21 protein-coding genes and 1 riboswitch are annotated in these 25,379 nt (G+C 73.3%); of the genes, 4 read left to right on the top strand and 17 right to left on the bottom strand.

Annotation, left to right across the window (positions count from 1 at the left end; all coding sequences use genetic code 11):
* Nucleotides 1-48: 48 nt before the first annotated feature.
* From cobC to cobM, 6 genes are read right to left on the bottom strand one after another with little or no spacing between them, the layout of a single operon-like run.
* Nucleotides 49-1,125 carry an Rv2231c family pyridoxal phosphate-dependent protein CobC gene (cobC, locus tag ACIPSA_RS45995; protein WP_402646894.1) on the bottom strand — a complete coding sequence of 359 codons (1,077 nt, stop codon included), beginning with the start codon at nucleotides 1,123-1,125 and terminating at the stop codon, nucleotides 49-51.
* On the bottom strand, nucleotides 1,109-2,044 hold the full coding sequence (locus ACIPSA_RS45990) for a sirohydrochlorin chelatase (RefSeq protein ID WP_402646893.1): 936 nt from the start codon (nucleotides 2,042-2,044) through the stop codon (nucleotides 1,109-1,111). Before ACIPSA_RS45990 ends, cobC begins: the two co-directional genes overlap by 17 nt.
* Nucleotides 2,041-2,625, bottom strand: coding sequence for a precorrin-8X methylmutase (locus tag ACIPSA_RS45985; protein WP_402646890.1), 585 nt, complete (start codon nucleotides 2,623-2,625; stop codon nucleotides 2,041-2,043). The genes ACIPSA_RS45990 and ACIPSA_RS45985 overlap by 4 nt, the downstream gene beginning before the upstream one ends.
* Nucleotides 2,622-4,316: a precorrin-3B C(17)-methyltransferase gene (gene cobJ, locus ACIPSA_RS45980; RefSeq protein WP_402646889.1), complete on the bottom strand. Its 1,695-nt coding sequence runs from the start codon at nucleotides 4,314-4,316 to the stop codon at nucleotides 2,622-2,624. Before cobJ ends, ACIPSA_RS45985 begins: the two co-directional genes overlap by 4 nt.
* Nucleotides 4,313-5,545, bottom strand: a complete 1,233-nt coding sequence (gene cbiE, locus ACIPSA_RS45975; RefSeq protein ID WP_402646966.1) for a precorrin-6y C5,15-methyltransferase (decarboxylating) subunit CbiE — start codon at nucleotides 5,543-5,545, stop codon at nucleotides 4,313-4,315. The genes cobJ and cbiE overlap by 4 nt, the downstream gene beginning before the upstream one ends.
* 5 nt (nucleotides 5,546-5,550) lie before the next feature.
* On the bottom strand, nucleotides 5,551-6,369 hold the full coding sequence (cobM, locus tag ACIPSA_RS45970; protein ID WP_402646886.1) for a precorrin-4 C(11)-methyltransferase: 819 nt from the start codon (nucleotides 6,367-6,369) through the stop codon (nucleotides 5,551-5,553).
* 95 nt (nucleotides 6,370-6,464) lie between these two features.
* Between cobM and ACIPSA_RS45965 the strand changes: the two genes are divergently transcribed.
* The gene (locus tag ACIPSA_RS45965) at nucleotides 6,465-7,193 is read left to right on the top strand and encodes a ZIP family metal transporter (RefSeq protein ID WP_402646884.1); all 729 of its coding nucleotides are present in this window, start codon (nucleotides 6,465-6,467) and stop codon (nucleotides 7,191-7,193) included.
* 20 nt (nucleotides 7,194-7,213) lie between these two features.
* On the opposite strand, the gene cobI is transcribed toward ACIPSA_RS45965, so the two are convergent.
* From cobI to ACIPSA_RS45915, 10 genes are all read right to left on the bottom strand, one after another.
* Nucleotides 7,214-7,963, bottom strand: coding sequence for a precorrin-2 C(20)-methyltransferase (gene cobI, locus ACIPSA_RS45960; RefSeq protein WP_402646883.1), 750 nt, complete (start codon nucleotides 7,961-7,963; stop codon nucleotides 7,214-7,216).
* Nucleotides 7,960-9,345: a cobyrinate a,c-diamide synthase gene (locus tag ACIPSA_RS45955; RefSeq protein WP_402646881.1), complete on the bottom strand. Its 1,386-nt coding sequence runs from the start codon at nucleotides 9,343-9,345 to the stop codon at nucleotides 7,960-7,962. Before ACIPSA_RS45955 ends, cobI begins: the two co-directional genes overlap by 4 nt.
* Complete coding sequence (gene cobO / locus ACIPSA_RS45950) at nucleotides 9,345-9,944, bottom strand: cob(I)yrinic acid a,c-diamide adenosyltransferase (protein ID WP_402646878.1); 600 nt, start codon at nucleotides 9,942-9,944, stop codon at nucleotides 9,345-9,347. Before cobO ends, ACIPSA_RS45955 begins: the two co-directional genes overlap by 1 nt.
* Complete coding sequence (locus tag ACIPSA_RS45945) at nucleotides 9,944-11,944, bottom strand: putative cobaltochelatase (RefSeq protein ID WP_402646876.1); 2,001 nt, start codon at nucleotides 11,942-11,944, stop codon at nucleotides 9,944-9,946. The genes cobO and ACIPSA_RS45945 overlap by 1 nt, the downstream gene beginning before the upstream one ends.
* Nucleotides 11,941-15,594, bottom strand: a complete 3,654-nt coding sequence (gene cobN / locus ACIPSA_RS45940) for a cobaltochelatase subunit CobN (protein ID WP_402646873.1) — start codon at nucleotides 15,592-15,594, stop codon at nucleotides 11,941-11,943. Before cobN ends, ACIPSA_RS45945 begins: the two co-directional genes overlap by 4 nt.
* Nucleotides 15,591-17,099 carry a cobyric acid synthase gene (locus tag ACIPSA_RS45935; protein ID WP_402646871.1) on the bottom strand — a complete coding sequence of 503 codons (1,509 nt, stop codon included), beginning with the start codon at nucleotides 17,097-17,099 and terminating at the stop codon, nucleotides 15,591-15,593. Before ACIPSA_RS45935 ends, cobN begins: the two co-directional genes overlap by 4 nt.
* On the bottom strand, nucleotides 17,096-18,046 hold the full coding sequence (locus ACIPSA_RS45930) for a cobalamin biosynthesis protein (RefSeq protein ID WP_402646870.1): 951 nt from the start codon (nucleotides 18,044-18,046) through the stop codon (nucleotides 17,096-17,098). Before ACIPSA_RS45930 ends, ACIPSA_RS45935 begins: the two co-directional genes overlap by 4 nt.
* 102 nt (nucleotides 18,047-18,148) lie before the next feature.
* Nucleotides 18,149-18,291, bottom strand: a riboswitch (cobalamin riboswitch).
* A gap of 128 nt (nucleotides 18,292-18,419) precedes the next feature.
* On the bottom strand, nucleotides 18,420-18,647 hold the full coding sequence (locus ACIPSA_RS45925) for a hypothetical protein (protein ID WP_402646868.1): 228 nt from the start codon (nucleotides 18,645-18,647) through the stop codon (nucleotides 18,420-18,422).
* Between the two features lie 43 nt (nucleotides 18,648-18,690).
* Nucleotides 18,691-19,938, bottom strand: a complete 1,248-nt coding sequence (locus tag ACIPSA_RS45920; protein WP_402646865.1) for an anion permease — start codon at nucleotides 19,936-19,938, stop codon at nucleotides 18,691-18,693.
* A 144-nt stretch (nucleotides 19,939-20,082) separates the two neighbouring features.
* Entirely contained in the window at nucleotides 20,083-20,832 is a 750-nt protein-coding gene (locus ACIPSA_RS45915) for a lysozyme (protein WP_402646863.1), read from the bottom strand.
* Between the two features lie 197 nt (nucleotides 20,833-21,029).
* Between ACIPSA_RS45915 and ACIPSA_RS45910 the strand changes: the two genes are divergently transcribed.
* The 3 genes from ACIPSA_RS45910 (at nucleotide 21,030) to ACIPSA_RS45900 (ending at nucleotide 24,672) form a co-directional block, all read left to right on the top strand.
* Nucleotides 21,030-21,761 (top strand): class II aldolase/adducin family protein, encoded by a 732-nt coding sequence (locus tag ACIPSA_RS45910; protein WP_402646861.1) that lies wholly within the window; start codon nucleotides 21,030-21,032, stop codon nucleotides 21,759-21,761.
* Nucleotides 21,762-21,923: 162 nt separating this feature from the next.
* A complete protein-coding gene (locus ACIPSA_RS45905) occupies nucleotides 21,924-23,051 on the top strand; it encodes an alpha/beta hydrolase family protein (protein WP_402646859.1) in 1,128 nt (375 codons plus the stop codon).
* Nucleotides 23,052-23,241: 190 nt separating this feature from the next.
* Entirely contained in the window at nucleotides 23,242-24,672 is a 1,431-nt protein-coding gene (locus ACIPSA_RS45900) for a hypothetical protein (protein WP_402646856.1), read from the top strand.
* A 22-nt stretch (nucleotides 24,673-24,694) separates the two neighbouring features.
* Here ACIPSA_RS45900 and ACIPSA_RS45895 read toward each other — a convergent pair whose 3' ends face one another.
* Complete coding sequence (locus ACIPSA_RS45895) at nucleotides 24,695-25,108, bottom strand: VOC family protein (RefSeq protein ID WP_402646854.1); 414 nt, start codon at nucleotides 25,106-25,108, stop codon at nucleotides 24,695-24,697.
* Nucleotides 25,109-25,379 lie beyond the last annotated feature (271 nt).

The following is a 25,379-nucleotide window of genomic DNA, read 5'->3' as shown; positions in this document are numbered from 1 at the left end:
AACGGCCTCGTCCTCAAACGCCGGACGGGCTGATATTGCCCGGCGTCCTCACTGCCCAGCCAGCGTCACCGCCTTGTCCAAGGCCTGCAGGAAGCCGTTCACCGTCGTGCGGTCCCGCACCGCAAGGCGGAGCCACTCGTCGTCCAGCCCGGGGAAGGTGTCACCGCGCCGGACCGCATAGCCGAGGTTGCGCAGGTGGCGGCGGACCGTGGACGCCCGGGGCAGGCGTACGAGGACGAAGGGGCCCTCCGCCGGAGTCACCACCCGTAGCCCCTCCGGGGCGAACTCCTCCAGGCCCGCGACGAGATGAGCGCGGTCCGCCGCGATGCGGTGGGCCGCGTGGGCCGCCTCCGCCAGCGCCTGGGACGCCACGCACGCCCGCGCCGCCGCCAGCGCGGGGGTGGACACCGGCCACAGCGGCTGGGCCCGTTCCAGCTCCTCGATCGTCTCCGGTGCGGCCAGGACGTAGCCGATCCGCAGCCCGGCAAGGCCCCAGGTCTTCGTCAGACTGCGCAGGACGACCAGACCGGGTACGTCGGTCCGGCCGGCCAGCGCCTCCCGCTCACCCGGCACCGCGTCCATGAAGGCCTCGTCGACCACCAGCGTCCGCCCGGGCCGGGCGAGCCGGGCGATCGTCGCCGCCGGGTGCAGCACCGACGTCGGGTTCGTCGGGTTCCCGAGCACCACCAGGTCGGCGTCCTCGGGCACGGCCGCCGGGTCCAGCCGGAAGCCGTCCTCCTCCCGCAGCAGCACCCGGTCCACGGTGTGGCCGGCGTCGCGCAACGCCGCCTCCGGCTCCGTGAACTGCGGATGCACGACGACCGGCCGACGTACGTCGAGGGCCCGCGCGAGCAGTACGAACGCCTCGGCCGCGCCCGCCGTCAGCAGCACTCGCTCCGGCGGGACACCGTGCCGTGCCGCCACCGCCGCCCGCGCGGACCGCCCGTCCGGGTAGGCCGCGAGACCGGTCAGCGACTCGGCGATCCGCTCCCGCAGCCACACCGGAGGCGTGTCGGCACGGACGTTGACGGCGAGGTCGACCAGCGCCGACCCGTCGTCACGGACCTCGGCGTCACCGTGGTGGCGCAGATCGTGCCCGGTGGTGTCCTCAGTGCGCATGGGCATGTCCGCCGTGATGGTGATGCCCGTGCCCGTGGTGGTCGTGACCGTCGTCGTCCGGGTGGAAGTGCGGCTGCTGCGGCACGCCCACCTTGTTCTCGAAGCCGGGCAGCGCGATGCGGTACACGCACGAGTCGCAGTTCATCCGCAGGTCGCCCTTGACGGCCTCCTCGTAGCGCTCCATCACCAGGTCGAGCAGCTCGGGCTCGGGTCCGATGACATCGGCCGACCGCACGTCGATCTCCGGGTGCGCGGCCGCCCAGCCCTCCGTCTGCTGCCGCACACGGTCGGGCAGGATGCCGGTGAAGAGGAAGTAGGGCAGGACGACGATCCGGCGCGCCCCGAGCTTCGCGCAGCGGTCGAGGCCGCTCGGCACGTCCGGCGCCGCCAGCGACACGAACGCCGTCTCCACGCCCGCGTACCCGCGCCCCTCCCACAGCAGGCGGGCCGCCTTGTGCACCTCGGCGTTGGCGTCCGGGTCCGTCGAACCGCGCCCGACCAGCAGCACGGTCACGTCCGCCCGGTCCAGCGGGGCCCGCCCGCCCTCGGCGCCGAGGGCCTCGTCCAGGCGCCGCTCCAGCACGTTCAGCAGTGCCGGATGCGGGCCCAGCGGGCGGCCGTACGTGTACGTGATCCCGGGGTGCCGCTCCTTCTCGCGGCTCAGCGCGGCCGGGATGTCGCCCTTGGCGTGCCCGGCGGACACCAGCATCAGCGGGACGGCGGCGAAACGGCGCACGCCCCGCTCGACCAGCTCGGTCACGGCCTCGCCCAGCGGCGGCGGGGACAGCTCGATGAACCCGCCCGCGACGGGCAGTTCGGGGTGGCGGCGCCCCAGCTCCCGTACGAAGTCGCGGAACGCCTCGGCTCCGGCATCGTCCCGGGTGCCATGGCCGGCGATGAGCAGGGCGGGCGGCGGGGTGGTCACGCGTTCTCCTTCGAAGTGGGGTGGTACAGCAGGGCGTTGAGCGCGGCGGCGGCCACCGCGGAACCGCCCTTCTCGGACACGTTGCTGACGGCGGGCAGCCCGCTCTCGCGCAACGCGGCCTTGGACTCGGCCGCGCCGACGAAACCTACGGGCAGCCCGATGACGAGCGCCGGCGAGGCGTCCAGGGCGAGCAGCTCCTCCAGGGCGGTCGGCGCACAGCCGATCACCCAGAGCGCGCCGGGCCCGACCTGCTCGTACGCCAGCCGGATCGCGTGCGCCGAACGGGTCAGCCCCGGCCCGGCCTCGGCGTCCCCCAGCCGGCAGACGGTCTCCCGCCGGGTGATCCCGGCCGCGACCATCTCCACGTCCACGACCACGGGCGCCCCTGCGTGCAGCGCGGTGTGCGCCTTCTCCAGGTCGCCCTCGGCCATGACGAGGTCGGTCGCGTACTCCAGGTCGGCGGCGGAGTGGATGACCCGCTCCACCACCGCCCGGGTCAGCGGCGCGAAGTGCGAGGTGTCCAGGCGGGCGCGCAGCCGCCGGAAGGACTCCTGCTCGATCGGATGAACGACACGGTTCACTTGGCCTCCTCCTGGGAGCCTTCCTGCCAGCGGTAACCGCGCGGGGTGACCATGCGCCCCGCGATGTCCCGGGTCGCCGTGTTGCCCACGGTCACGACCGTCATCATGTCGACCGTCGCCGGGTCCAGGGCGACCAGGGTGGTCAGGCGGCTGGACTCGTCCGGCCGCGAGGCGTTGCGCACGACACCGACCGGCGTCGTCGGCTCCCGGTGCTCCGCGAGGATCGCCAGGGCCTTCGGCAGTTGCCAGTCCCGGCCCCGCGAGCGCGGGTTGTAGAAGGTCACCACGATGTCCGCCTCCGCCGCGGCCCGCACCCGCCGCTCGATGACCTCCCACGGCGTGTGGAGGTCGGAGAGGCTGATCGACACGTGGTCGTGGCCCAGCGGCGCGCCCAGGATCGCCCCGGCCGCGAGCGCCGCCGTCACACCCGGTACACCGATCACGTCGATGTCGTCGGACGCCTCGGCGAGCGCGGGGGAGGCCATCGCGTACACCCCCGCGTCCCCGCTGCCGATCAGCGCGACCGCATGGCCCGCGCGGGCCTCGGCGACCGCCGTCCGGGCCCGCTCCTCCTCGGCCCCGAGACCCGACTCCAGGATCCGGGTGCCGGGCCGCAGCAGGTCGCGGATCTGGTCGACGTACTGGTCGAGGCCGACGAGCACGGAGGCGCGCCGCAGCTCCGCCTCGGCGCGCGGGGTGAGCAGATCCCGGGCACCCGGCCCCAGCCCGACCACCGCGAGCCGCCCACGCCCCGGCCGCCGTACGACCGCACAGGTCGCCATCGCCGGCTGTGCCTCGGACTTGCGCTTGGGGACGAGGAGTTCGCCGCCGCGGACGAGGGCGGCGGCCTCGGCGACGGAAGGGGTGCCCACGGCGACGAGCGGCGCGTCGGAGGGGTTGGGCACCTCGACCTTCGCCAGCTCCTCGGCGGAGTACGTCACCAGGGGCACACCGAGGCGCTCGGCGGCGGCGACGATGCCGGGCTCGCCGGACTTGGCGTCGACGGTGGCGAGTTCGGCGACGGACGCGGCGGAGAGTCCGGCGTCCCGCAGCGCGGCCTCGACCAGCCCCAGCACCTCCTCCACGGGAGCGCCCTTCGACGCGCCGACACCGACGACCAGGGACGGCGGGCGCAGCAGCACCTCGCGCTCGCCCGGCTCGACGGCCCGGTCGGTCAGCCGGATGGTGTACGACCCCCGCGGCGCCGTCGGCAGCGCCGGCAGCGGCCACGGCAACTCGGCCTCCAGCGCGACGGGTTCACCGTCCAGCAGGGCCCGGGACACGGTCGCGACGGACCCCTCGAAGGGAAACCCGAGCGTGTCGAGGCCCGGCAGCCCGGCGGCGTCGGTCGCGGTCGTCACCACGGGCTCGGCACCGAGCAACCCGCCCACCGCGCGGGCGAGTCCATTGGCCCCGCCGCCGTGCCCGCCCAGCAGCGACACGGCGAACCGCCCGCCCTCGTCGACGCACACCACACCGGGGTCGGACGCCTTGTCGCCCAGCAGCGGCGCGACCAGGCGTACCACGGCCCCGGTGGCGAGGAAGCACACCAGCTGCTCGCACTCCGCGAACGCGGCCCGCACGGCGTCCCCGACGGGACCCTCGTACACCCGCGTACGGTCCGGCCAGGCGGCCGCCAGCCGGTCGCGCGCCGCCGCGCCCGCCGCGGTGGCGGAAATCAGGCCGATCACAGGGCAACTCCTTCGGTACGGGCTTGAGGCCGGACGCCCCACAGCAGAAACACTGGATTGGTGGCCGCGAGCCGGGTCACGTCCCCAGGCAGCGGCGCCAGCCGCGACGACTGCAGCAGCACGCCGTCACACGAGAACCCGGCGCCGGTGAGCGCCTCGCGGGCGGCCGGTACCCGGTCGAGCGCGGCCATCGCGATCACCACCGTCCGCCGGGCCCGCCGCGCGCACGCGGCCACGATCGCGGGCAGTTCGCGTCCCCCGCCGCCGATGAACACGGCGTCGGGGTCGTCGAGTCCGGACAGCGCGTCCGGGGCCTGACCGTGCACCACACGCACGTCCACGCCGTGCGCCGCCGCGTTGGCACGGACCCGCTCGACCCCGTCGGAGGTCTTCTCGACCGCGACGGCGGCGGCACCGAGCCGCGCGCACTCGACGGCCACGGACCCGGAGCCCGCGCCGACGTCCCAGACCAGGTCGCCGAGCCGGGGCCCCAGCCTGGCCAGCGCCAGGGCCCGCACCTCGAACTTGGTGATCATCGAGTCGCGGTGCGCGAACTCGGCCTCGTCCAGGGCCCACCGGGCGGGCCGGTCGGGTCCGCCGGCGACGGTCCGTACGGCCCCCAGCGCCCGTGCCTCGTCCAGGCACAGCACCACGCTCACCGCCGTACCCCAGTCCCGGACCGCGGCCTCGGCGGGCGTCACCCGCTCCACGCGCTCGCGCTCCGGATCGCCGAGCGCGCTCGCCACGACGAGGACCCGGTCTCCGGGAACCGCCGCGCCCAGCTCGGCGGGACCCGCCCCCGGCCCGGTCAGCACGGCCACCTTGGGATGCGCCCGGCACGCGTTGACCGCCGTGCGCAGGTCCCGCCCGTGCGCGCTGACCACCACCGCGTCGTCCCAGGGCAGCCCCAGCCGCGCGAAGGCCGTCGCGACGGACGAGACACCGGGGCGTACGTCGAGCCGCCCGGCTCCGAACCGCTCCGCCAGCGCCCGCACGATCCCGAAGAACCCGGGATCCCCGGAGGCCAGCACGACGACCCGGGTGTCCTTGTCGAGATACCGCTCGACGGCGTCCAGTGCGGGCGCCAGCGGCCCGAGGACGATCCGCTCCGCCGCCTCGGGCAGCCGTACGGCCTCCAGATGGCGCCGCCCGCCGACGACCAGCCCGGCCCCGGCGAGGACGTTCTCAGGAACCGGCACCCCGGTCCCCGTACCGACGACGGTGATCAGCGGGGTCATGTGCTCGCACCCCGCTCGCGCAGCTCCTTGCGGGCCTGGGGGTCGGCCTTGCGGTAGCCGTGGAAGTGACCGGGGTGGTAGAGGTGCGAGCGGGTGCCGTGCGCGTCCAGGGCCGGGCCGACCAGGAACAGCGTGTGCTTCCAGAGCTTGTGCTCCTTGACCGTCTCCTCCAGCGTGCCGATCGTGCACTTCACGACCAGTTCCTCGGGCCAGGTCGCCTGGTAGGCGACGACGACCGGGGTGGTCGTCGGATAGCCGCCCTCCAGCAGCTCCCGCACCAGCTGCCCGCTGCGGGCGGCGGACAGGAAGATCGCCATGGTCGTGCCGTGCCGGGCGAACTCGCGCACCTCCTCGCCGGGCGGCATCGGCGTCTTGCCGCCGCCCAGCCGGGTGAGGACCACGGACTGCGCGATCTCGGGGATGGTCAGCTCGCGCTGCGCGAGGGCGGCCACGGCGGAGAAGGAGGAGACGCCGGGCACGATCTCCGTCTCGATCCCGATCTGAGCGCACCGGTCGACCTGCTCCTGCGTACCGCCCCACAGGGCCGGGTCGCCGGAGTGGATACGGGCCACCTTCAGGCCCTCGGCGCGCGCACGCCCGTAGACGGCGACGACGTCCTCCAGGGACATGGCCGCCGAGTCGAGGATCTCCGCGTCCTCGCGGGCGTGCTGGAGGACCTCCGCCTGGACCAGGCTGGCCGCCCAGATCACGACGTCGGCCTCGGCGATGGCGCGCGCGGCCCGGAACGTCAGAAGGTCGGCGGCGCCGGGGCCGGCACCGACGAACGTCACCTTGCCGGTGGGGGCATCGGCCATGGGAAGGGGTCCTCTCGTGCGAAATGTCATGGTGTGGGTGGGTGGAAGTGTGGCCGGATGTGCGCGATCGGGGTGCGATCGGATAGCAAGGCCCCATGGCGGTCTTCGTCGCGCTCGGCGCGTTCCTGATGACGCTGGTCGGCGGATGGACGGCACAGCGCGTGACCGACCGTCGCCACCTCGTCCTGGGCCTGGCCGGCGGTCTGATGCTCGGTGTGGTCGGCCTGGACCTGCTGCCGGAGGCCCTGCGCGCGGCGGGCCGGCCGGTTTTCGGCGTGCCGGTGGCCCTGCTGCTGTTCGTGGCCGGTTTTCTCGCGGCCCATCTGGTGGAACGTCTCCTCGCCGCGCGGCAGGCCGCGCACGGCGGAGAGGAGCACGGTCACCGAGCGCCCGAGGTGGGCCTCGCGGCGGCCGCGGCGATGGTCGGCCACAGCGCCATGGACGGCGTGGCCATCGGCGCGGCCTTCCAGGTGGGCGGCGGCATGGCCGCGGCGGTCGCGCTCGCCGTGATCGCCCATGACTTCGCGGACGGCTTCAACACGTTCACCATCACGCGCCTGTACGGCAACGCCCGCCGCAAGGCGGTCGCCATGCTGGTGGCGGACGCCTGCGCACCGGTCCTCGGCGCGCTGTCGACGGCCTTCCTCACCATCCCGCAGCAACTGCTCGGCGGCTATCTCGGCCTCTTCGGCGGCGCGCTCCTCTACCTCGCCGCCGCCGAGATCCTCCCCGAGGCCCACCACGAGCACCCCGCCCGCTCGACGCTGCTGTGCACGGTCGCGGGCGCGGCGTTCATCTGGCTGGTGGTGGGCATCTCCGGCTGAGCCGTGCGGTGCGCGTGCCGTCACAGCTTGCTGCCCCGGCCGCCGTCGCGCCGCGCGGGCGCGATGAGCGTGGAGAGGTACGGCAGCGGGGCCCCGTCCAGGTCGCCGGCGGGCCGGATGGACTCCTCCGGCAGCCCCAGCGCCGACCCCCACACCGCGTCACCGATCCGCCCGGTCTCCCGCAGCGCCTCGGCCACCTCCCGGGCCTGCCGCCCGAACTTGTACGCCACGACCGTCCCCGGCCCGTTCAGGGCCTCCTTGAGCACCTCGGCCCCGGCCGTGACCGGCACGAGCGTCAGCGGCTCGGTGCCCTCGGTCAGCACGGCCCCGGACCGCGCCGCGAGATCCTGCATGGCGGTGATCCCGGGCACGGTCTCGACGACCGTCCCCGGCACCAGCTCCACGATCGTCTGCGCCAGATAGGTGAAGGTGGAGTACACGTTCGGGTCACCGATCGTCGCGAAGGCGACGGACCCGTGCCCCCGGAGCAGCTCGGCGACCCGTTCACCGGCCGCGTCCCAGGCGGCCTCCCGGCGCCCCCGGTCGGTCCGCTCGTTGAGCGCGAACACCACCCGGACGACCTTCTCCTCGGGCACGTAGTGCAGCACGGTCGCCTCGGCCCGCCCGCGTTCCCCCCCATCGGTTCCATCAGACGCAGCCATGACGGGTACGACGACGACAGCCGCCGCGCGCAGCGCGTTGACGCCCTTGACGGTCACCAGCTCCGGATCACCGGGCCCGACCCCGACTCCGACCAGCCTGCTGCTCATGACGTCCGGCACCTCTCCACGAACCGACGGGCCACACCGGGCACGGACGCCCAGTGCGTGTGCAGATAACTCGCGTGCACACCTTGTTGTACGAAACCTTCGACGCGCCGGTCGGGGGCGCGCACGCCCCAGGCCGGAGCCGCCCCCGAGCCGGGCTCGACGACCGTCCGATGGAACTCGTGCCCGCGCATCCGGGTTCCGGCGGCGGCGAGTGAACTGTCCGACACTGCCACGGCGTCGCGATAGCCGAGGGTGAGCCGTTCATTCATGCGGGCGGTGGCGTCGAGCACCCCGCACATCGGCTCCCCGTCGAGCTCCCGGCACAGATAGAGCAGCCCGGCGCACTCGGCGGCGACGGGAGCACCGCTGAGCGCGAGCCCGGCGACGGCCTTCCTGAGGGGCTCGTTGGCGGACAGCTCGGCCGCGTACACCTCGGGGAACCCCCCGCCTATGACCAACCCGCTCGTCCCGTCGGGCAGTTGCTCGTCCCGGAGGGGGTCGAAGGTGACGACCTCGGCCCCGGCGGCGGTGAGGAGTTCGGTGTGCTCGGCGTAGGAGAAGGTGAACGCTTCCCCGCCGGCAACAGCCACCACGGGCGCCCGCTTCTCGGCCGGCCGAGTCGGGTGGTCGTGGGTGGGCGAGGCGACGGCCTCAGCCGCGTCCCAAGCCGCAGCCGACAACGCACCGGCACTCCGTGCCAGCGCCGTCAGCGCATCCAGATCACACCCGTCGGAGACCTGCGCCGCCATCGCGGCAACGGCCTCCACCGCCGACGCCCTCCGCTCGGCGACCGGTACCAGCCCGAGATGCCGTGACGGGGTATCGACCTGAGCCACCCGCCGCAGCGCCCCCAGCACGGGCACCCCGGCCGAGTCCAACGCGTCTCGCAACAGGGCCTCATGCCGGTCCGACGCGACCTTGTTCAGGATCACGCCCCCGACCCGCACCTCCGGATCCCAGGAGGCGAACCCGTGCACCAGCGCGGCCACCGACCGCGACTGCGACGAGGCGTCCACGACCAGCACCACCGGTGCCCGCAGCAGCTTCGCCACATGGGCGGTGGACGCCAGCTCACCCTCCCCGGCGGCCCCGTCGTACAGCCCCATCACACCCTCGACGACGGCGATGTCGCACCCGCGCGCACCGTGCGCGAACAGCGGACCGATCAGGCCCGGCCCGCACAGGTACGCGTCGAGGTTCCGCCCCACACGCCCGGTGGCGAGCGCGTGATACCCGGGGTCGATGTAGTCGGGCCCGACCTTGTGCGGGGACACGGCGAGCCCCCGCCCGGCCAGCGCGGCCATCAACCCCGTGGCAACGGTGGTCTTGCCGCTGCCCGAGGCGGGCGCGGCAACGACCAGCCGGGGCACGGAGGAGGACATCACCACTCGATGCCCCTCTGGCCCTTCTGGCCGACGTCCATGGGGTGCTTGACCTTGGACATGTCGGTGACGAGGTCCGCGAAGCCGACCAGCTTCTCGGGCGCGTTCCGCCCGGTGATCACGACATGCTGGGTGCCGGGCCGGTCGCGCAGCACGTCGATGACTTCGTCGGTGTCGACCCACCCCCAGTGCATGGGGTACGCGAACTCGTCGAGCACGTACAGCCGGTACGTCTCGGCGGCCAGGTCACGCTTGACCTGCTCCCAGCCCTCCCGGGCCTTCTCCTCGTTGTCCATCTGGGCATCGCGCTGCACCCACGACCAGCCCTCGCCCATCTTGTGCCAGTCGACGGTCCCGCCCTCGCCGGAGGCGCCCAGCACCTTGAGCGCGTTCTCCTCGCCGACCTTCCACTTGGCCGACTTGACGAACTGGAACACCCCGATGGGCCACCCCTGGTCCCAGGCGCGCAGCGCGAGCCCGAAGGCCGCGGTCGACTTGCCCTTGCCGATCCCCGTGTGCACGACGACGAGCGGCCGGTTGCGCCGCTGCCGCGTCGTCAGTCCGTCGTCCGGGATCACACTCGGCTGCCCCTGAGGCATTACGCGGCCCTCCTCGAAGTCCCCTGCACATTCCTGACCAACCCGGCGATGCTGTCGGCCCGCAGCTCGTCCAGCGTCACCGCCGTACCGCCCAGCTCACCCGCGAGTCCTCCGGCCAGCCCCAGCCGCACCGGCCCCGACTCGCAGTCCACGACCACGGAGGCGACCCCCTCGGCCGCGAACAGCCGCGCCGCACGCCCCGCCAGGGCGACCGGCTCGGGACCGCCCGTGGCCCGCCCGTCGGTCACCACCACGACGAGCGCCCGCCGCGCCGGATCCCGCAGCCGCTCGACCCGCAGCACCTCGTGCGCCTTCAGCAGTCCGGCCGCGAGCGGAGTCCTCCCGCCCGTGGGCAGCGACTCCAGCCGGGCCGCCGCCGCGTCCACGGACGAGGTCGGCGGCAGCGCGACCTGCGCGTCCTTGCCGCGGAAGGTCACCAGGCCCACCTTGTCCCGCCGCTGGTAGGCGTCGAGCAGCAGCGACAGCACGGCTCCCTTCACGGCACTCATCCGCTGCCGGGCCGCCATGGACCCGGAGGCGTCGACCACGAACAGCACGAGGTTCCCCTCGCGCCCCTCACGGGTGGCCTGCCGCAGATCGTCCCGGCGCACGACCAGCCCCGGCCCGGAGCGGCCCCGCGCCCGTTGATGCGGCGCCGCCGCCTGGACGGTGGCCGCCAGATGCAGCTTGGAGAGCTTCCCCTGCGGCCTCCGTGCGCCCGTTGTCCGCCCGTGCTCGGTCCGCGCCCGCGAACGCCGCCCGGCGGCACCCTCGCCGATCCCGGGCACGCTCAGCACCTTGGTGCGGAACGGCTCGGCAGCCCGTGCGGGGGCCTGCTCGCCCGAGCCGGCACCGGAGGCCTGCGGCTCCCCGCCCTCCCCGGCCTCGGGCCGGGCGGACGTGTCACCGCCCTGCGGACCGCTGTCGGGCGTGGGCTGCCCACCTCCGCCACCGGGCCCGTCCGGGTCGGGATCCTCGTCCTCGGGGGAGCCCCCGAACTCCTCCAGCGTCTCGTCGAGCTTGTCCTCGTCGAGTCCCGGCGCGTCGAACGGATTCCGCCTGCGCCGGTGCGGCAGCGCCAGCAGCGCCGCCTGCCGCACGTCCTCGGCGAGCACGTCGGTGCGCCCCGCCCAGGCCGCCAGCGCCGTCGCCGTACGCGCCATCACGATGTCGGCCCGCATGCCGTCCACCTCGAAGGCGGCACAGGTCGCCGCGATCTGCCGCAGCGCCCCGTCGCCGAGCCGCACGGACGGCAACAACTTCCGTGCGGCGATGATGCGTTGACGTACGTCCGCTTCCTCGTCCGCCCACCGCGCAGCGAACCCGCCCGGGTCGTCGTCGTACGCCAGGCGCCGCCGGACGACCTCCACCCGCTGCTCCGGCTCCCGCGAGGCCGCGACCTCCACGGTCAGCCCGAACCGGTCGAGCAACTGCGGCCGCAGCTCGCCCTCTTCGGGGTTCATGGTGCCGACGAGCAGGAAGCGGGCGGCATGCCGTACGGACACACCCTCCCGCTCGACGTACGACGCGCCCATCGCGGCCGCGTCCAGCAGCAGGTCGACGAGGTGGTCGTGAAGCAGGTTGACCTCATCGACGTACAGGATCCCGCGGTGCGCGTCGGCCAGCAGGCCGGGCTCGAAGGCCTTCACGCCCTCCGCGAGCGCCCGCTCGATGTCGAGGGCGCCCACGAGCCGGTCCTCGGAGGCGCCGACCGGCAGCTCCACCATGCGCGCGGGCCGCCCCGTACCGGCACCCGCCTCGTGCGGACCGTCCGGGCACCCGGGGTCGGGGGAGGCCGGGTCGCACGAGAACCGGCATCCGGGGACCACGTCCACCGCCGGCAGCAGCGCCGAGAGCGCGCGGACGGCCGTGGACTTGGCGGTGCCCTTCTCGCCGCGCACCAGCACACCGCCGACCGCCGGGGACACGGCGTTCAGCAGCAGCGCGAGCCGCAGGTCGTCCTGGCCGACGACGGCCGTGAACGGAAAGGGGGTACTCACTTCTCGTCGTCCTCCAAGTCGCCTTCCAGCTCCAGATAGGTGGCGCGCAGCCGCTCCAGCGTGTCCGCGTCCGGCTCGGCCCACAGCCCGCGGTCGGCGGCCTCCAGGAGCCGCTCCGTGATCCCGCGCAGCGCCCAGGGGTTGGACTTCCGCATGAAGTCCCGGTTCTCGGCGTCGAAGACGTACTCGGCGCTGAGCTTCTCGTACATCCAGTCGTCCACGACCCCGGCCGTGGCGTCGTACCCGAACAGGTAGTCCACGGTCGCCGCCATCTCGAAGGCGCCCTTGTAGCCGTGCCTCCTCATGGCGCTCATCCAACGCGGGTTGACCACGCGCGCCCGGAAGACCCGGTGGGTCTCCTCGCCCAGCGTGCGGGTCTTCACCTGGTCCGGTACGGCCGAGTCGCCGACGTAGGCCTCGGGGCTCGCCCCTGTCAGGTGCCGCACCATGGCGACCATGCCGCCGTGGTACTGGAAGTAGTCGTCGGCGTCGACGAGGTCGTGCTCGCGGGTGTCGACGTTCTTCGCTGCCACCGCGATCCGCCGGAACGCCGTCTCCATGTCCCCGCGCGCCGCCCGCCCGTCCAGCCCGCGCCCGTAGGCGTAGCCGCCCCACACCGCGTACACCTCGGCCAGGTCCGCATCGGACCGCCAGTTGCGGGCGTCGATCAGCGGCAGCAGACCGGCGCCGTACGCACCCGGCTTGGAGCCGAAGACACGGGCCGTCGCGCGCCGCCGGTCGCCGTGCAGCGCAGCGTCCTCGTCCACGTGCGCCCGTACGAAGTTGGACTCGGCGGACTCCTCCAGCTCCGCCACCGCCCGCACCGCGTCGTCGATCAGCCCCACCACGTGCGGGAACGCGTCCCGGAAGAAACCGGAGATGCGGACCGTGACGTCGATGCGCGGGCGCCCCAGCTCCTCCAGCGACACCACCTCGAATCCGGTCACCCGGCGCGACGCGTCGTCCCACACCGGACGGCAGCCCAGCAGCGCCAGGATCTCGGCGATGTCGTCGCCCTGGGTGCGCATGGCGGACGTGCCCCACACCGTGAGGCCGACCGACTTCGGGTACTCGCCGGTGTCGCTCAGATACCGCTGCACCAGCGAGTCGGCGAGCGACTGTCCGACCTCCCAACTCAGCCGGGACGGAATGGCCTTGGGGTCGACCGAGTAGAAGTTCCGGCCGGTCGGCAGCACGTTCACCAGGCCGCGCGTCGGCGAACCCGACGGGCCCGCCGGGACGTAACCGCCGTTCAGCGCTCGGAGGATGTGGCCGATCTCGTCGGTGGTCCGCGCCAGCCGCGGCACCACCTCGGTGCAGGCGAACTCCAGCACGGCGACGGCGTCGGGGAGTTCGGTGCCGAGTACGTCACGGACCAGGGCGGGCACCGCCGTGACGTCCCACGCCCGCGCTTCCATGCCCTCGGCGACCCGCCGGCACAGCTGCTCCAGCAGGTCGATCGCGTCGGCGGCCGTGCGCGAGGGGCCCTCGGCCAGATCCGTCAGCTCCACCGGTACCTTCACCGGCGCGCCCGGCTCGGCGAGCAGCTCCTTCTCCACCAGCCCGAAGTGCTCGGCCAGCGAAGCCCTGAGCCCCGGCAGGGCGTTCGCCTGCCCGCCCCACACCTGCGAGGCGCGCAGCACGGCCAGGACCAGGTTGACGCGCGGCTCCGCGACCGGGCCGCCGCCGAGGATGTGCAGGCCGTCCCGGATCTGCACGTCCTTGATCTCGCACAGATAGCCGTCGATGTGCATGACGAACTCGTCGAAGTCGCCCTCGTCCGGCTGCTCGTCGACGTGCAGGTCGTGGTGGAGCTCGGCGGCCTTGACGAGGGTCCAGATCTGGGCGCGGACGGTCGGCGCCTTCGTCGGGTCCAGGTCGGAGACGAGCGCGTACTCGTCGAGCAGCTGCTCCAGCTTGGCCAGGTCGCCGTACGTGTCGGCACGGGCCATGGGCGGTACGAGGTGGTCGACGACAGTGGCGTGGCCCCGGCGCTTGGCCTGGGTGCCCTCGCCGGGGTCGTTGACGATGAAGGGGTAGATCAGGGGCAGGTCGCCGAGAACGGCGTCCGGCGCGCACCCGCGCGACAGGCCCAGCCCCTTGCCCGGCAGCCACTCCATCGTGCCGTGCTTGCCCATGTGCACGATCGCGTCCGCGCCGAAACTGTTCTCCAGCCACCGGTACGCCGCCATGTAGTGGTGCGACGGCGGCATGTCGGGGTCGTGGTAGATCGCGATCGGGTTCTCCCCGAAGCCGCGCGGCGGCTGGATCATGACGACGACGTTCCCGAACCGGAGGGAGGCGAGGACGATCTCGTCCCCGTCGACGTACAACGAGCCCGGCGGCTCGCCCCACGCCTCCAGCATGGCGTTCCGGAGCTCCGGGTCGAGCTTGTCGAACCACGCCCGGTAGTCGGCGAGCGGCACGCGCGCGGGCGCGGCGGCCAGCTGCTCCTCCGTGAGCCACTCGACGTCGTGGCCGCCGGCCCCGATGAGCCGGTGGATCAACTCGTCGCCGTTGTCCGGGTACTCGGTCAGCGCGTACCCCGCGTCCCGCAGCGCGTCCAGCACCCGTACCGCCGAGGCCGGTGTGTCGAGCCCCACCGCGTTGCCGACCCGCGAGTGCTTGGTCGGGTAGGCCGTGAAGACGAGCGCCACCTTCTTCTCGGCGTTCGCCTTGTGCTTCAGCCGCGCGTGCCGTACGGCGATTCCGGCGACGCGCCCGGCGCGCTCGGGGTCGGCGACGTACACCGGGACGTCGTCGGGACCCTGCTCCTTGAAGGAGAACGGCACGGTGATGAGGCGGCCGTCGAACTCCGGGATCGCGACCTGCATCGCCGCGTCCATGGGGGAGACGGCGGCGTCGGACTCGTCCCACGCGGCACGGGAGGAGGTCAGGCAGAGGCCCTGCAGCACCGGGATGTCCAGGTCGGCGAGGGCTCCGATGTCCCAGGCCTCCTCGTCGCCGCCCGCCGACGCCTGCGAGGCGTGTGTGCCGCCCGCGGCGAGGACCGTGGCGACGAGGGCGTCGGCGCGGCCGAGGATCTCGTACAGCCCGGCGTCGGCACCGCGCAGTGAGCCGCAGTACACGGGAAGGGCGTTGGCGCCGTGCGCCTCGACCGCGTCGCACAGCGTGTCGAGGAAGGCGGTGTTGCCGCTCAGTTCGTGGGCCCGGTAGAAGAGCACCCCGATGGTCGGACGGCCCTCGACGTGGTCGCGCTCGCCGTGGACGCCGTACTCGGGCATCTTCCGCGGCTCGACGAACCCTTCGCCCGTGAGCAGCACGGTGTCGGACAGGAACCGGGCGAGTTCGGTGAGGTTGGCGGGCCCGCCCTCGACGAGGTAGCGCAGCGCCTCGGCCACGACGCCGGCCGGCACGGACGAGTCGGCCATCAGCTCGGCGTCGGGCACCGACTCCCCGCCCAGCAGCACGGTCGGGATCCCCGCGGCCTTCAGCGCGGCGAGCCCGTCCTCCCAGGCGCGCTTTCCGCCGAGCAGCCGTACGACGGCGATGTCGGCCCGCCGGACGAGTCCCGGAAGCTCTTCGGCGACGTCGACCCGGGTCGGGTTGCCGATCAGGTAGGACGCGCCGGAGGCCCGGGCCGCCAGCAGATCGGTGTCGGCGGTCGACAACAACAACACTGTGCTCATGCGGGCGCTCCCGGTGGAATGAAAGGCAGTCCTTGCGGCGCGCCCGACTCGATGAGCCGCCAGAGCGCGTCGGTGTCCGCGTGCTGTTCGATCAGGTCGCCGAGCCGGTCGAGCTGCTCCTCGCGCAGCGCGGCGAACGAGGTGTCGGCGGCCGGGACGAAGCGGCGGCCCGCGGCGGCCGCCACCTCGCGCAGGAAGGCCCGCCGGAAGCCGTCCGACTCCAGGGAGCCGTGCCAGTGCGTGCCCCAGGTCTGGCCGACCCGGCAGCCGTCCAGGAAGGGTTCACCTCCGGCCATGGAGGCGACCCCGTGGTGGATCTCGTACCCCTCGACGTGCTCACCGAGGGCTTCCCCCGTCGGCCGGGTCAGGGTCTTCTCCCGGGCGAACCGCACCCGGACGGGAAGGAGGCCGAGCCCGTCGACATGCCCCCGCCGGCTCTCGACCTCGTCCTCGATGTGCTCGCCAAGGATCTGGAAGCCGCCGCAGATGCCGAGAACGGGCCTCTGCTCGGCGGCCCTTCGGACGAGGGCCTCGGCGAGACCGCGCTCCCGCAGCCACTCCAGCGCGCGGACCGTTCCCCGGGTGCCCGGGATCACGACGAGGTCGGCGTCCGCCAGTTCCTCCGGCCGGTCCACGAAGCGCACCACGACACCCGGTTCGGCGGCCAGCGCGTCCACGTCCGTGAAGTTGGACATGAGGGGGATGGCGCACACGGCGATCCGCAGCACGTCCTCCCCGACGGGCGCGGAGACGTTCGACTCGCGCACGGTGCCGCGCAGCGACACGCGCAGCCCGTCCTCCTCGTCGATCCCGAGCCCGTGCCGGAACGGCAGTACCCCGTAGGTGTGCCGCCCGGTGAGGCCGTGCAGCATGTCGAGTCCCGGCTCCAGGAGGCTGACGTCCCCCCGGAACTTGTTGACGAGGAATCCGGCGACGAGTTCCTGGTCCTCGGGGGAGAGCAGGGCGACGGTCCCGAAGAAGGAGGCGAAGACGCCCCCGCGGTCGATGTCGCCGACGACGAGTACGGGGAGCCGGGCGTTCCGGGCGATCCCCATGTTCACGATGTCGGTCCTGCGCAGATTGATCTCCGCGGGCGAACCGGCCCCCTCACAGATCACCGCGTCATACCTGCCCCGCAACTCGGCGAGACAGTCGAGAACGGTCCCGAGGAGTTGCTGCTGCCGTCCGCCGTGGTAGCCGCGCGCGCTGAGTTCGCCGACGGGCTTGCCCAGCAGCACGACTTGGCTGCTCTGCTCGCCACCGGGCTTGAGCAGCACGGGATTCATGAGCGCGCTGGGCTCCACCCGGCACGCCTGGGCCTGCATGGCCTGCGCCCGCCCGATCTCGGCGCCCTCCCGCGTCACGAACGAATTGAGGGACATGTTCTGCGCCTTGAAGGGCGCGACCTTGACTCCCTGCCGCACGAGCCACCGGCAGATCCCCGCCGTCACGACGCTCTTGCCGGCGTCGGAGGTGGTACCGGCGACGAGTAGACCACCGTTCATGACCTGCGCCCCCTTGTCTTCGCCACGATGGCGCGCGCGGCGATGCCGGTGCCGAGCGCGAGCAGACCGACCCGACGGGAGAGCCGTACGGCCCGGTCGATGTCCTTGGTGGTCACGGCGCGGCCGTCACCGTTGAGCACGGGCCGGTGCTCGACCCGCCCGCCGTAGGAGAGGGTTCCGCCGAGCCGTACGCCCAACGCCCCCGCGAAGGAGGCCTCGACGGGCCCCGCGTTGGGACTCGGATGTCTGTGCGCGTCCGCCCGCCAGGCACGGAGCGCTCCGCGTGGATCCGGGCCCGCGGCGGCGGCCAGTACGGCGGTGAGCCGCGCCCCCGGCCACCCGGCGACGTCGTCGAGCCGGGCGGAGGCCCACCCGTAGCGCCGGTACCGGGGGGACTTGTGCCCGACCATGGCGTCGAGCGTGTTCACGGCGCGGAAACCGAGGAGACCGGGCACGCCGGCCACGGCACCCCACACCAAGGCCCCCACGACCGCGTCGGACGTGTTCTCCGCGACGGACTCCACCACCGCCCGCGCGATTCCGTCGGCGTCGAGGGCCTGTGGGTCCCGCCCGCACAGATGGGGCAGCCGGGCACGTGCCCCGTCCACATCGCCCGCCTCCAGGGCACGCCCGATGACCCGGGCCTCCCGGGCGAGCGAAGTCCCCCCGACGACCGCCCAGGTGGCGGCGGCGGTGAGCGCGACGGAGGCGGCCGCTGACGTGCGCACGCCGCTTTGGGCGAGGGCGCCGAGGGCGGCGGTGCCACCGACGCAGACGGCGGTGTGCAGGGCGCCCCACCCCCGGTGGTCCCGCCACAGCAGCTGTTCCACGGCTCCCGCCGCACGGCCGAACGCGGCGACCGGATGCCCGCGGCGTGGATCGCCCAGGAGCAGGTCGCCGAGGAGGCCGGCGGTGGCGCCGTACGCGAAGACGCGATCGGCACGCATCGGCTCAGCCGGCCGTGGGGTCGGGCAGCGTTCTTCCGGTGCGGTGCCTCAACGGCCGTGCGAGCATGGCGATATGTCCTCACTCAGGGTGTCCGCGCCCTGGTTCGACGAGACCGGCGGTGAGAGTTCCTGGCTCCCGGGGATTGCTACCCCGGTGACAGTGGCGGGACCGCGCCGGATTCACACCGGCTTCCTCTCTTGCCGCCGTACATGGCTCGGGCAGTCCACCACGCCCCCGGAAGGGCCGTCAACTTGCTGTTGACCTGCGGGGGAGGAGTGTGCTGAGCCCCACACCGACACTGCCCGGGCCGGTGTGGCGGCATGCGAAAGGCTCCTCCCTGAAGGTGTCAGGGAGGAGCCCGGTGAACCTCGGTCAGGCCTTGGCCATGATCAGGTAGATGCCGTACGCCACCGCCGCCGCGCAGGCCGCGAAGCACGCGTACGCTGCCGTGGCCGCGAGTCCGGCGGAGCCGCCCTGGGCCGCGGCGCGCTCGCGGTGCGCGAGGCCCTTGACGCCCAGGGTGAAGAGGGCCACGAGGCCCACGGTGACCACGAGGCTGACGCCGAAGACGGAGCCGAGGGCTGCCCAGTCGATCTTCATAACAGAGCTGCTTTCTTGTGTCCGGAGTAGCCGGGGCTCGGGGTCAGACGGCGGCGGCCGGAGGGGCGGCCGGGTCGATGGCGGGGGTGGTCGCCGGGGACGGGATGGTGGCCGTCAGGTCCTCGGCCACGGTGCCCGCCGGGGGCGGCGTCACGGCGGCGATCGCCGTGGTCACCACACCGGCCGGCTCCTCGGCGTCGTTGACGTTGCTGTGGTCGACCACCTCGCGGCGGGAGACCTTCCAGATCGCGGCGCTGGAGGCGATCAGGAAGACGGCGACGAGTGCGGTGCCCCAGTCGCCCAGGTCGGTCACGGACTCCGCGAGCGCACCGACCAGCGCGGCGGCCGGCAGTGTCAGCGCCCAGGCGACGAACATGCGGGTCGCCGTGGACCAGCGGACCACGCCGCCCTTGCGGCCCAGGCCCGCGCCCATCACGGAGCCGGAGACGGAGTGCGTGGTGGAGAGGGAGAAGCCCAGGTGGGAGGAGGCCAGGATGACCGTCGCGGCGCTGGTCTGGGCGGCGAAGCCCTGCTGCGGCTGGAGTTCGGTCAGGCCCTTGCCCATGGTGCGGATGATGCGCCAGCCGCCGAGGTAGGTGCCGAGCGCGATGGCGAGACCGGCGGAGAGGATCACCCAGACGGGAGGGTTGGAGCCCGGGGCGATGCTGCCACCGGCGATCAGCGCCAGGGTGATGATGCCCATCGTCTTCTGCGCGTCGTTGGTGCCGTGGGCGAGGGAGACCAGGCCCGCGGAGGCGATCTGGCCGGCGCGGTAGCCCTTGCGGGTGGCCTCGCCGTCGGTGTCCTTGCTCAGCGCGTAGGAGAACCTGGTGGCGAGCATGGCCGCCAGGCCGGCGACGATCGGGGCGGCGATCGCCGGGATCAGCACCTTGGTGACGAGGACGTCCCCGTGGACGGCACCCGTGCCGGCCGAGGCGATCGTGGCGCCGATCAGGCCGCCCATGAGGGCGTGCGAGGAGCTGGACGGGAGTCCGACCAGCCAGGTCAGCAGGTTCCAGAGGATCGCGCCGACGAGGGCGGCGAATATGACCTCGGGACGTATGCCGTTCTCATCGACGAGACCCTTGGAGATCGTGTTGGCGACCTCCACGGAGAGGAAGGCGCCTACAAGGTTGAGCGCGGCGGACATGGCCACCGCGACCTTGGGCTTGAGTGCACCGGTCGAGATGGTCGTGGCCATCGCGTTGGCGGTGTCGTGGAAACCGTTCGTGAAATCGAACGCGAGTGCAGTTACCACCACAATCGCGAGGATCAGCGAGAAGCTTTCCATTTACCCAGGCATTCGTTCAGAGGTCATTGGCTGGTTGACCGTAGGCAACCTGGGTGAACGGAAGGTGAACTGGGATGGTCTTGGGGGTGTAGTCAGGGAGGGTCGTCGCTCCACTCCGGCTCGACGGCTCAAGCGCCCCTTGGGTTAGTAGCCCCGGGCGAACGTCTTCAGCCGGCTCGGCGACCCGTTGAAGAGATTCTGGTCACCCGGGAGGCTGCCGCCGTTGTCGTACTGCCAGAAGGTCCAGAACGACCATCCGGCGGGCAGTGGTCCCGCGTCCGGGGAGCCGTGGCGGGCGATCCACAGGGCGTGGTTCGCGGCGAAGGCGCTGCTGCCGCCGGTGCAGGCGTTCCACCAGTGGGTGGTGGTGTAGATCACCGGTCGGCGGCCGGTCTCCCGCTTCAGCTCGTCGCTGAAGGCCTTGATCCAGCCGACCATCTTCGCCTTGCTCAGGCCGTAGCACTGGTGCTTCCTGTCGTACGGGTTGTATTCGATGTCGAGCGCGGGCGGCAGCGTCCGGCCGTCCGCGGTCCAGGTGCCGCCGTTGCGCACGAAGTACGCCGCCTGCGCGGCACCGGACGACTTGTCCGGCAGGGCGAAGTGGTACGCGCCCCGGATCAGGCCCGCGTCGCGCGAGCCGTTGTACTGCTGGGTGAAGTAGGGGTTCCGGTAGTTGGTGGACTCGGTGGCCTTGATGTAGACGAACCTGGCGCCCTTCGCCTTCGAGCCCGCCCAGTCGACGTTCTTCTGGTGGGCGGAGACGTCGTGTCCCTTCGGCAGGCCCGCCGCGGACGCCGGGGATTCGGCGAGCGCGGTCCCTGCGATGGTGAGCGCCGCCACGGACGCCGCGATCACGCGGGCGCGGTGGCGGGACGGTTTGCGATCACGGGCCATGTATCCCCCCGGAATGGCTTCGTGCACGACAAATCGGTCCAGAGAGTAGTGGAGGGCCATCAGAAGTCGGTTGATCTCCGGCCAAGCCCAGCGAGAGTCGTATTTGTGGCTTTATGTGGTCTTTCGGAGGCATGGCTTCCGGCCTAAAGTGCCCCGCTCCGGGCGCCCGTCGCGGGGCCTGCTGGCAGGATCGCCGCATGGCTGAACAGCGGCGGGGCGAGCGGGACGGGCGGGACGGCCGGGAGGGTGCACAGGGTGTGCCGGAGGCGCGGAGGAGGGGTGTGCTCGACGAGGAGGCGCTCGCCTGGGAGGCACTCGTCGCCACGGCCCGCCGTACGGTGTCCGACGGACTGGTCGTCGGCACCTCCGGCAATGTCTCGGTGCGTGTCGGCGACACGGTGCTGGTCACACCGTCGGGCGTCCCCTACGACCGGCTGGCGCCGGACGACGTGACCGGGGTGGACCTCGACGGGCGACAGGTGCTCGGCACCCTCGTCCCGACCAGCGAGCTGCCCATGCATCTCACCGTCTACCGCACCACCGACGCCCGCGCCGTCGTGCACACCCACGCCGTCCACGCGACCGCCGTCTCGACTCTCGTCACCGAGCTCCCGTTGATCCACTACATGGCCGCCGCCCTCGGCGGGCCCGTCCGGGTTGCCCCGTATGCGACGTACGGCACCGACGAGTTGGCCGAGAACATGCTCCAGGCCCTGGCCGACCGCTCGGGCTGTCTCCTTCGGAACCACGGCACCCTCACCTACGGTGCCTCCCTGGACCAGGCCTACGACCGCACGGCCCAGCTGGAATGGATGTGCCGCCTGTGGCTCACGGCGTCCTCGGTACCGGGTCTGACCCCGTCGCTCCTGTCGGAGGAACAGCTGGCCGAGGTGGGCGAGCGACTGCGGGGATACGGCCAGCGGCACTGACGTCCTGGTGCCCGAGGTTCTGCTGTCCCAAGGTCCCGCTGTCCCGAGGTCCCGCTGTCCCGCTGTCCCGTGCCGGTTCGTCCGGCCTTCGGAAGCGCCCGGCGTCACACGGCGGACGCCCTTCCGCTGGCCGGTGGCCGGGTGCGCCGGGACACTGGACCCGTGCGCACTGTCAAAGCGACGGCGGCTGCCGTCACAGCTGTCCTGGCGGCCGGCGCGGTCGGCGTCGCCGCCGGGCGAATAGCCAGCGACGCGGCACTCAAGGCGCCGCCCGGCCGGCCACTGCCCACCGAACCCCGGCTCACCGTGCACGGCACGGCCGCCGGCCGGATCACCCTCACCCGCGACCTGGCCTCCTTGCGCCCCGGCACCTACGGCCTCTCCGGTGACGGCTCGCACGCCGTCGTCGGCCCCGTCCTGGAGTCCGCCGAGCACACCGCCGACGCCGTCGTGCGCCGCCTGGACCGCGTCACGCACGGCACCCTCCAGTCCGGCGACAAGGTCTGGCTCACCCCGAACGTGTACATCGGCAACCCCGGCACCGCCCTCGGCCTCGACCACGCCGACATCGACGTGCCCGGTGAGTTCGGCGCGCTGCCCGCCTGGTTCGTGCCCGGGTACCGGGACACCTGGGTGATCACCGTGCACGGCCTGGGCACCACCCGCGAGCATCCCCTGAACGTCATGGGGTTCCTGCACCACAGGCGCCTCCCGGTGCTCGACCTCGCCTACCGCGGCGACCTCGGCGCGCCCCGCCCGCCCGACGGCCTCAACCACCTCGGCGAGACCGAGTGGCGCGACCTGGACGCGGCGGTCCGCTACGCCGTCCGGTACGGCGCCCGCCGCGTCGTCCTGTACGGCTGGTCCACCGGCGCCACCATGGCCCTGCGCGCCGCCCTGCACTCCTCCGTCCGCGACCGTGTCGCCGGGCTCGTCCTGGACTCGCCGGTGCTCAGCTGGGAGGCCACGCTGCGCGCCCTGGCCACGGCCCGGCACACACCGGAGGCCCTGCTGCCGCTCGCGGTACGGGCCGCCCAGGGCCGGGCCGGCCTGCACACCGACCACGTCGCCGAGACCGCCGACCCCGCGCTGCTCAGGGTGCCCACCCTGATCATCCACGGCCCCGACGACGAGGTGGCTCCCTGGGCCCACTCCCGCCGCCTCGCCGCCCTCCGCCCCGACCGCGTCGCCCTCCACACCGTGCCGCACGCCCCGCACGGGGCGATGTGGAACGCCGACCCGAAGGAGTACGAGGAGCGGCTGCGCCGTTTCCTGACGCCGCTGATGTGACGCTTCCCGGACCCTCACACCCGCCGGGGGCGGCGGCCGGAAGGCCGGTCCCGGCCATTCCGTTTAACCCCGTACGACTGGCCTGATCCCGTCTCCTCGGCCCCCGTCGGACCGCGTGCGTTGGCCAGCCCCGTCGCCCGCCGTGACATTCCGTTTGGGTTTTCGGACCGTCAACCGGAAGACTGCACCCGTGACGTCCCGTATCCCGCGCGACTCCAGGCTTCGACTTGTCCGACCGCGACCCCTGGCCGCCGCCCCCCGAGCGATGAACCAGCGGCGCTCGCGCCGCCCCGCACCCCGTCCTCCGGAGGGCACGCCGGCCCCCGCGGAGCTGGCCAGAATGGCGCGCTCCGGCCTGGCCGGCGCGGCCCGCGTCGCCCACTGGGCCGACGCCGCCCTCGGCCCCGGCCGCGACGCCGCGACCGACGACGGCAAGGCCACTCTCTCCGACGCGACCGCCGTACGGGCGGCCGCCGATCTGGGCCTGACCGTGGCCCAGGTCCGCGCCGACTGGGACACCGCCCGCCTCGCCGGCCTGGTCGAGGTGCACGGCGACAGCGCGCGCCCCGGCTGGCGCCTGCGCGCCTGGGACCGCGACGACAGCGCCGTACTGCGCGGCTGGGTCGCCCTCTTCGACGCCTGGTCGCTCGCCTACCCGGAACCCCCGGACCACGAGCCCGCCGCGGTCGCCGAGGTCGTCTCGGCCATGCCCCAGGTGCTCTCCTTCCTCCAGCTGTCCGCCGGTCCCGTCCCGGTGGAGCAGCTTCTCGACCTGCTCCAGCAGCGGGTCACCGAGCTGCGTACCCAGCGCTGCGAAGTGCCCTACGAGCCCGGACCCGCGAGCCCCACCGCCGCCGCGCCCTCCGCCGCCGACCCGGCGGCATCCGCGCCCGCCGAGGAGACGTCACTCGCGCCCCTCCTCGACTGGTCCCTGCACGCCCTCGCCTCCGTCGGAGCCCTCACCTGCGGCGACGGCCAGGCCACGCTGACCCCGCTGGGCAGCTGGGCGGTCTGGGTCAAGCTGGAGCAGATCTGCGTGGCCGCGCAGAGTCCCGCCGGGAACATCGAGCAGGGTGCCGAGGACATGCTCCGCGGCTGCGCCCAGCTCCGCCCCAACGCCGCCCGCGCGGAGTACCGCGCCTGGCTCGCCGCCCGCACCGTCGGCAGCGCCGTCACCGAGCTCGTCGAGGCCGCCCGCGGTGAGGACGCCCTGCTGCGCGGCCTCGCCTTCGAGGCGCTGCGCGTCGTCGGCGCTCCCGCCGAACCGGACGTACACGCGGTGCTCGACGATCCGACCCTGCGGCCGTACGCCCTGCTGTGGCTCGCCGAGCACGACGGCGCCGACCCGGAGGACGCGCACGAGGTCCTCACCCGGGAAGAGGCCACCTGGCTCTGGGTGGACACCGCCGCGGCCGTCGCCGACCACGGCGAGGCCCCGCTGCTCGTGCAGCACCTGGAGTCCGCCGTGCAGCCCACCGTCCCCCAGCTGCTGGACGAGGTGCGCGCGGTCGGCCATCCCCGCACCGTGCAGGTCCTGGTGGCCCTGGCCGCCGCTCACCCCGACCCGGCCCTGGCCAAGGCCGTGCGCCGCGCCGCCTTCCAGGTCCACACCGGGGGATAGCCCGGCAAGGGGGAGGGGCCGCTCAGGCCCCTATCTCGGGGGCGTAGGTACCGAAGCTCCAGATGTTGCCCTCGGTGTCCCGGGCCATGTAGTCCCGCGAGCCGTAGTCCTGGTCCGTCGGGGGCATCAGGATCTCCGCGCCGTGGTCCACCGCGCGCTGGTGGTGTGCGTCGGCGTCGTCCACCACGACGTACACCCCCGCGGAGCCCGCGTTCGTCATGGCCGTGTCGAAAGCGCCGCCGCGGCCCTTGGAGCCGAGCATCACCGCGCCGTTGCCCTGCACCAGCTCGGCGTGCAGTACCGAGCCGTCCTCGCCCTCGTACACCGACAGCTCGGTGAACCCGAAGGCCTCCGTGAGCTGTTTGATCGCCGCTTTCGCGTCCGCGTACAGCAACGTCGGAAAGATGCTCGGCCGCCCACCGCCCGTACCTGCCATGCCGATCACTCCCTGTGCATCGGTGATGAACCGGTGTCGTGGAAACCACCGGGAATTCCCGGGATCCAGCCTGCTGCCCAGTCTTGCACCCGCCACTGACAGCGCCCCGCGACAGGCAGCCGGGGGCCGTCCGTGCGAGGGGGACGCGGGTGTGCGGCCCGGACGTGCCGTACGTCACGTCGTGGTTCCGCCCGGCGCCCGGCCTGGTACGAAAGCGGTCCGGCGCGGTCACCAGGGCCCGCACGGGCGGGTCGAACACGCGCACGCAGAA

Source organism: Streptomyces sp. NPDC086549, from assembly GCF_044746205.1.
Lineage (GTDB): Bacteria > Actinomycetota > Actinomycetes > Streptomycetales > Streptomycetaceae > Streptomyces.
The sequence above is the reverse complement of the archived record's forward strand: the minus strand, read 5'-3'. Positions and strand labels throughout refer to the sequence as shown.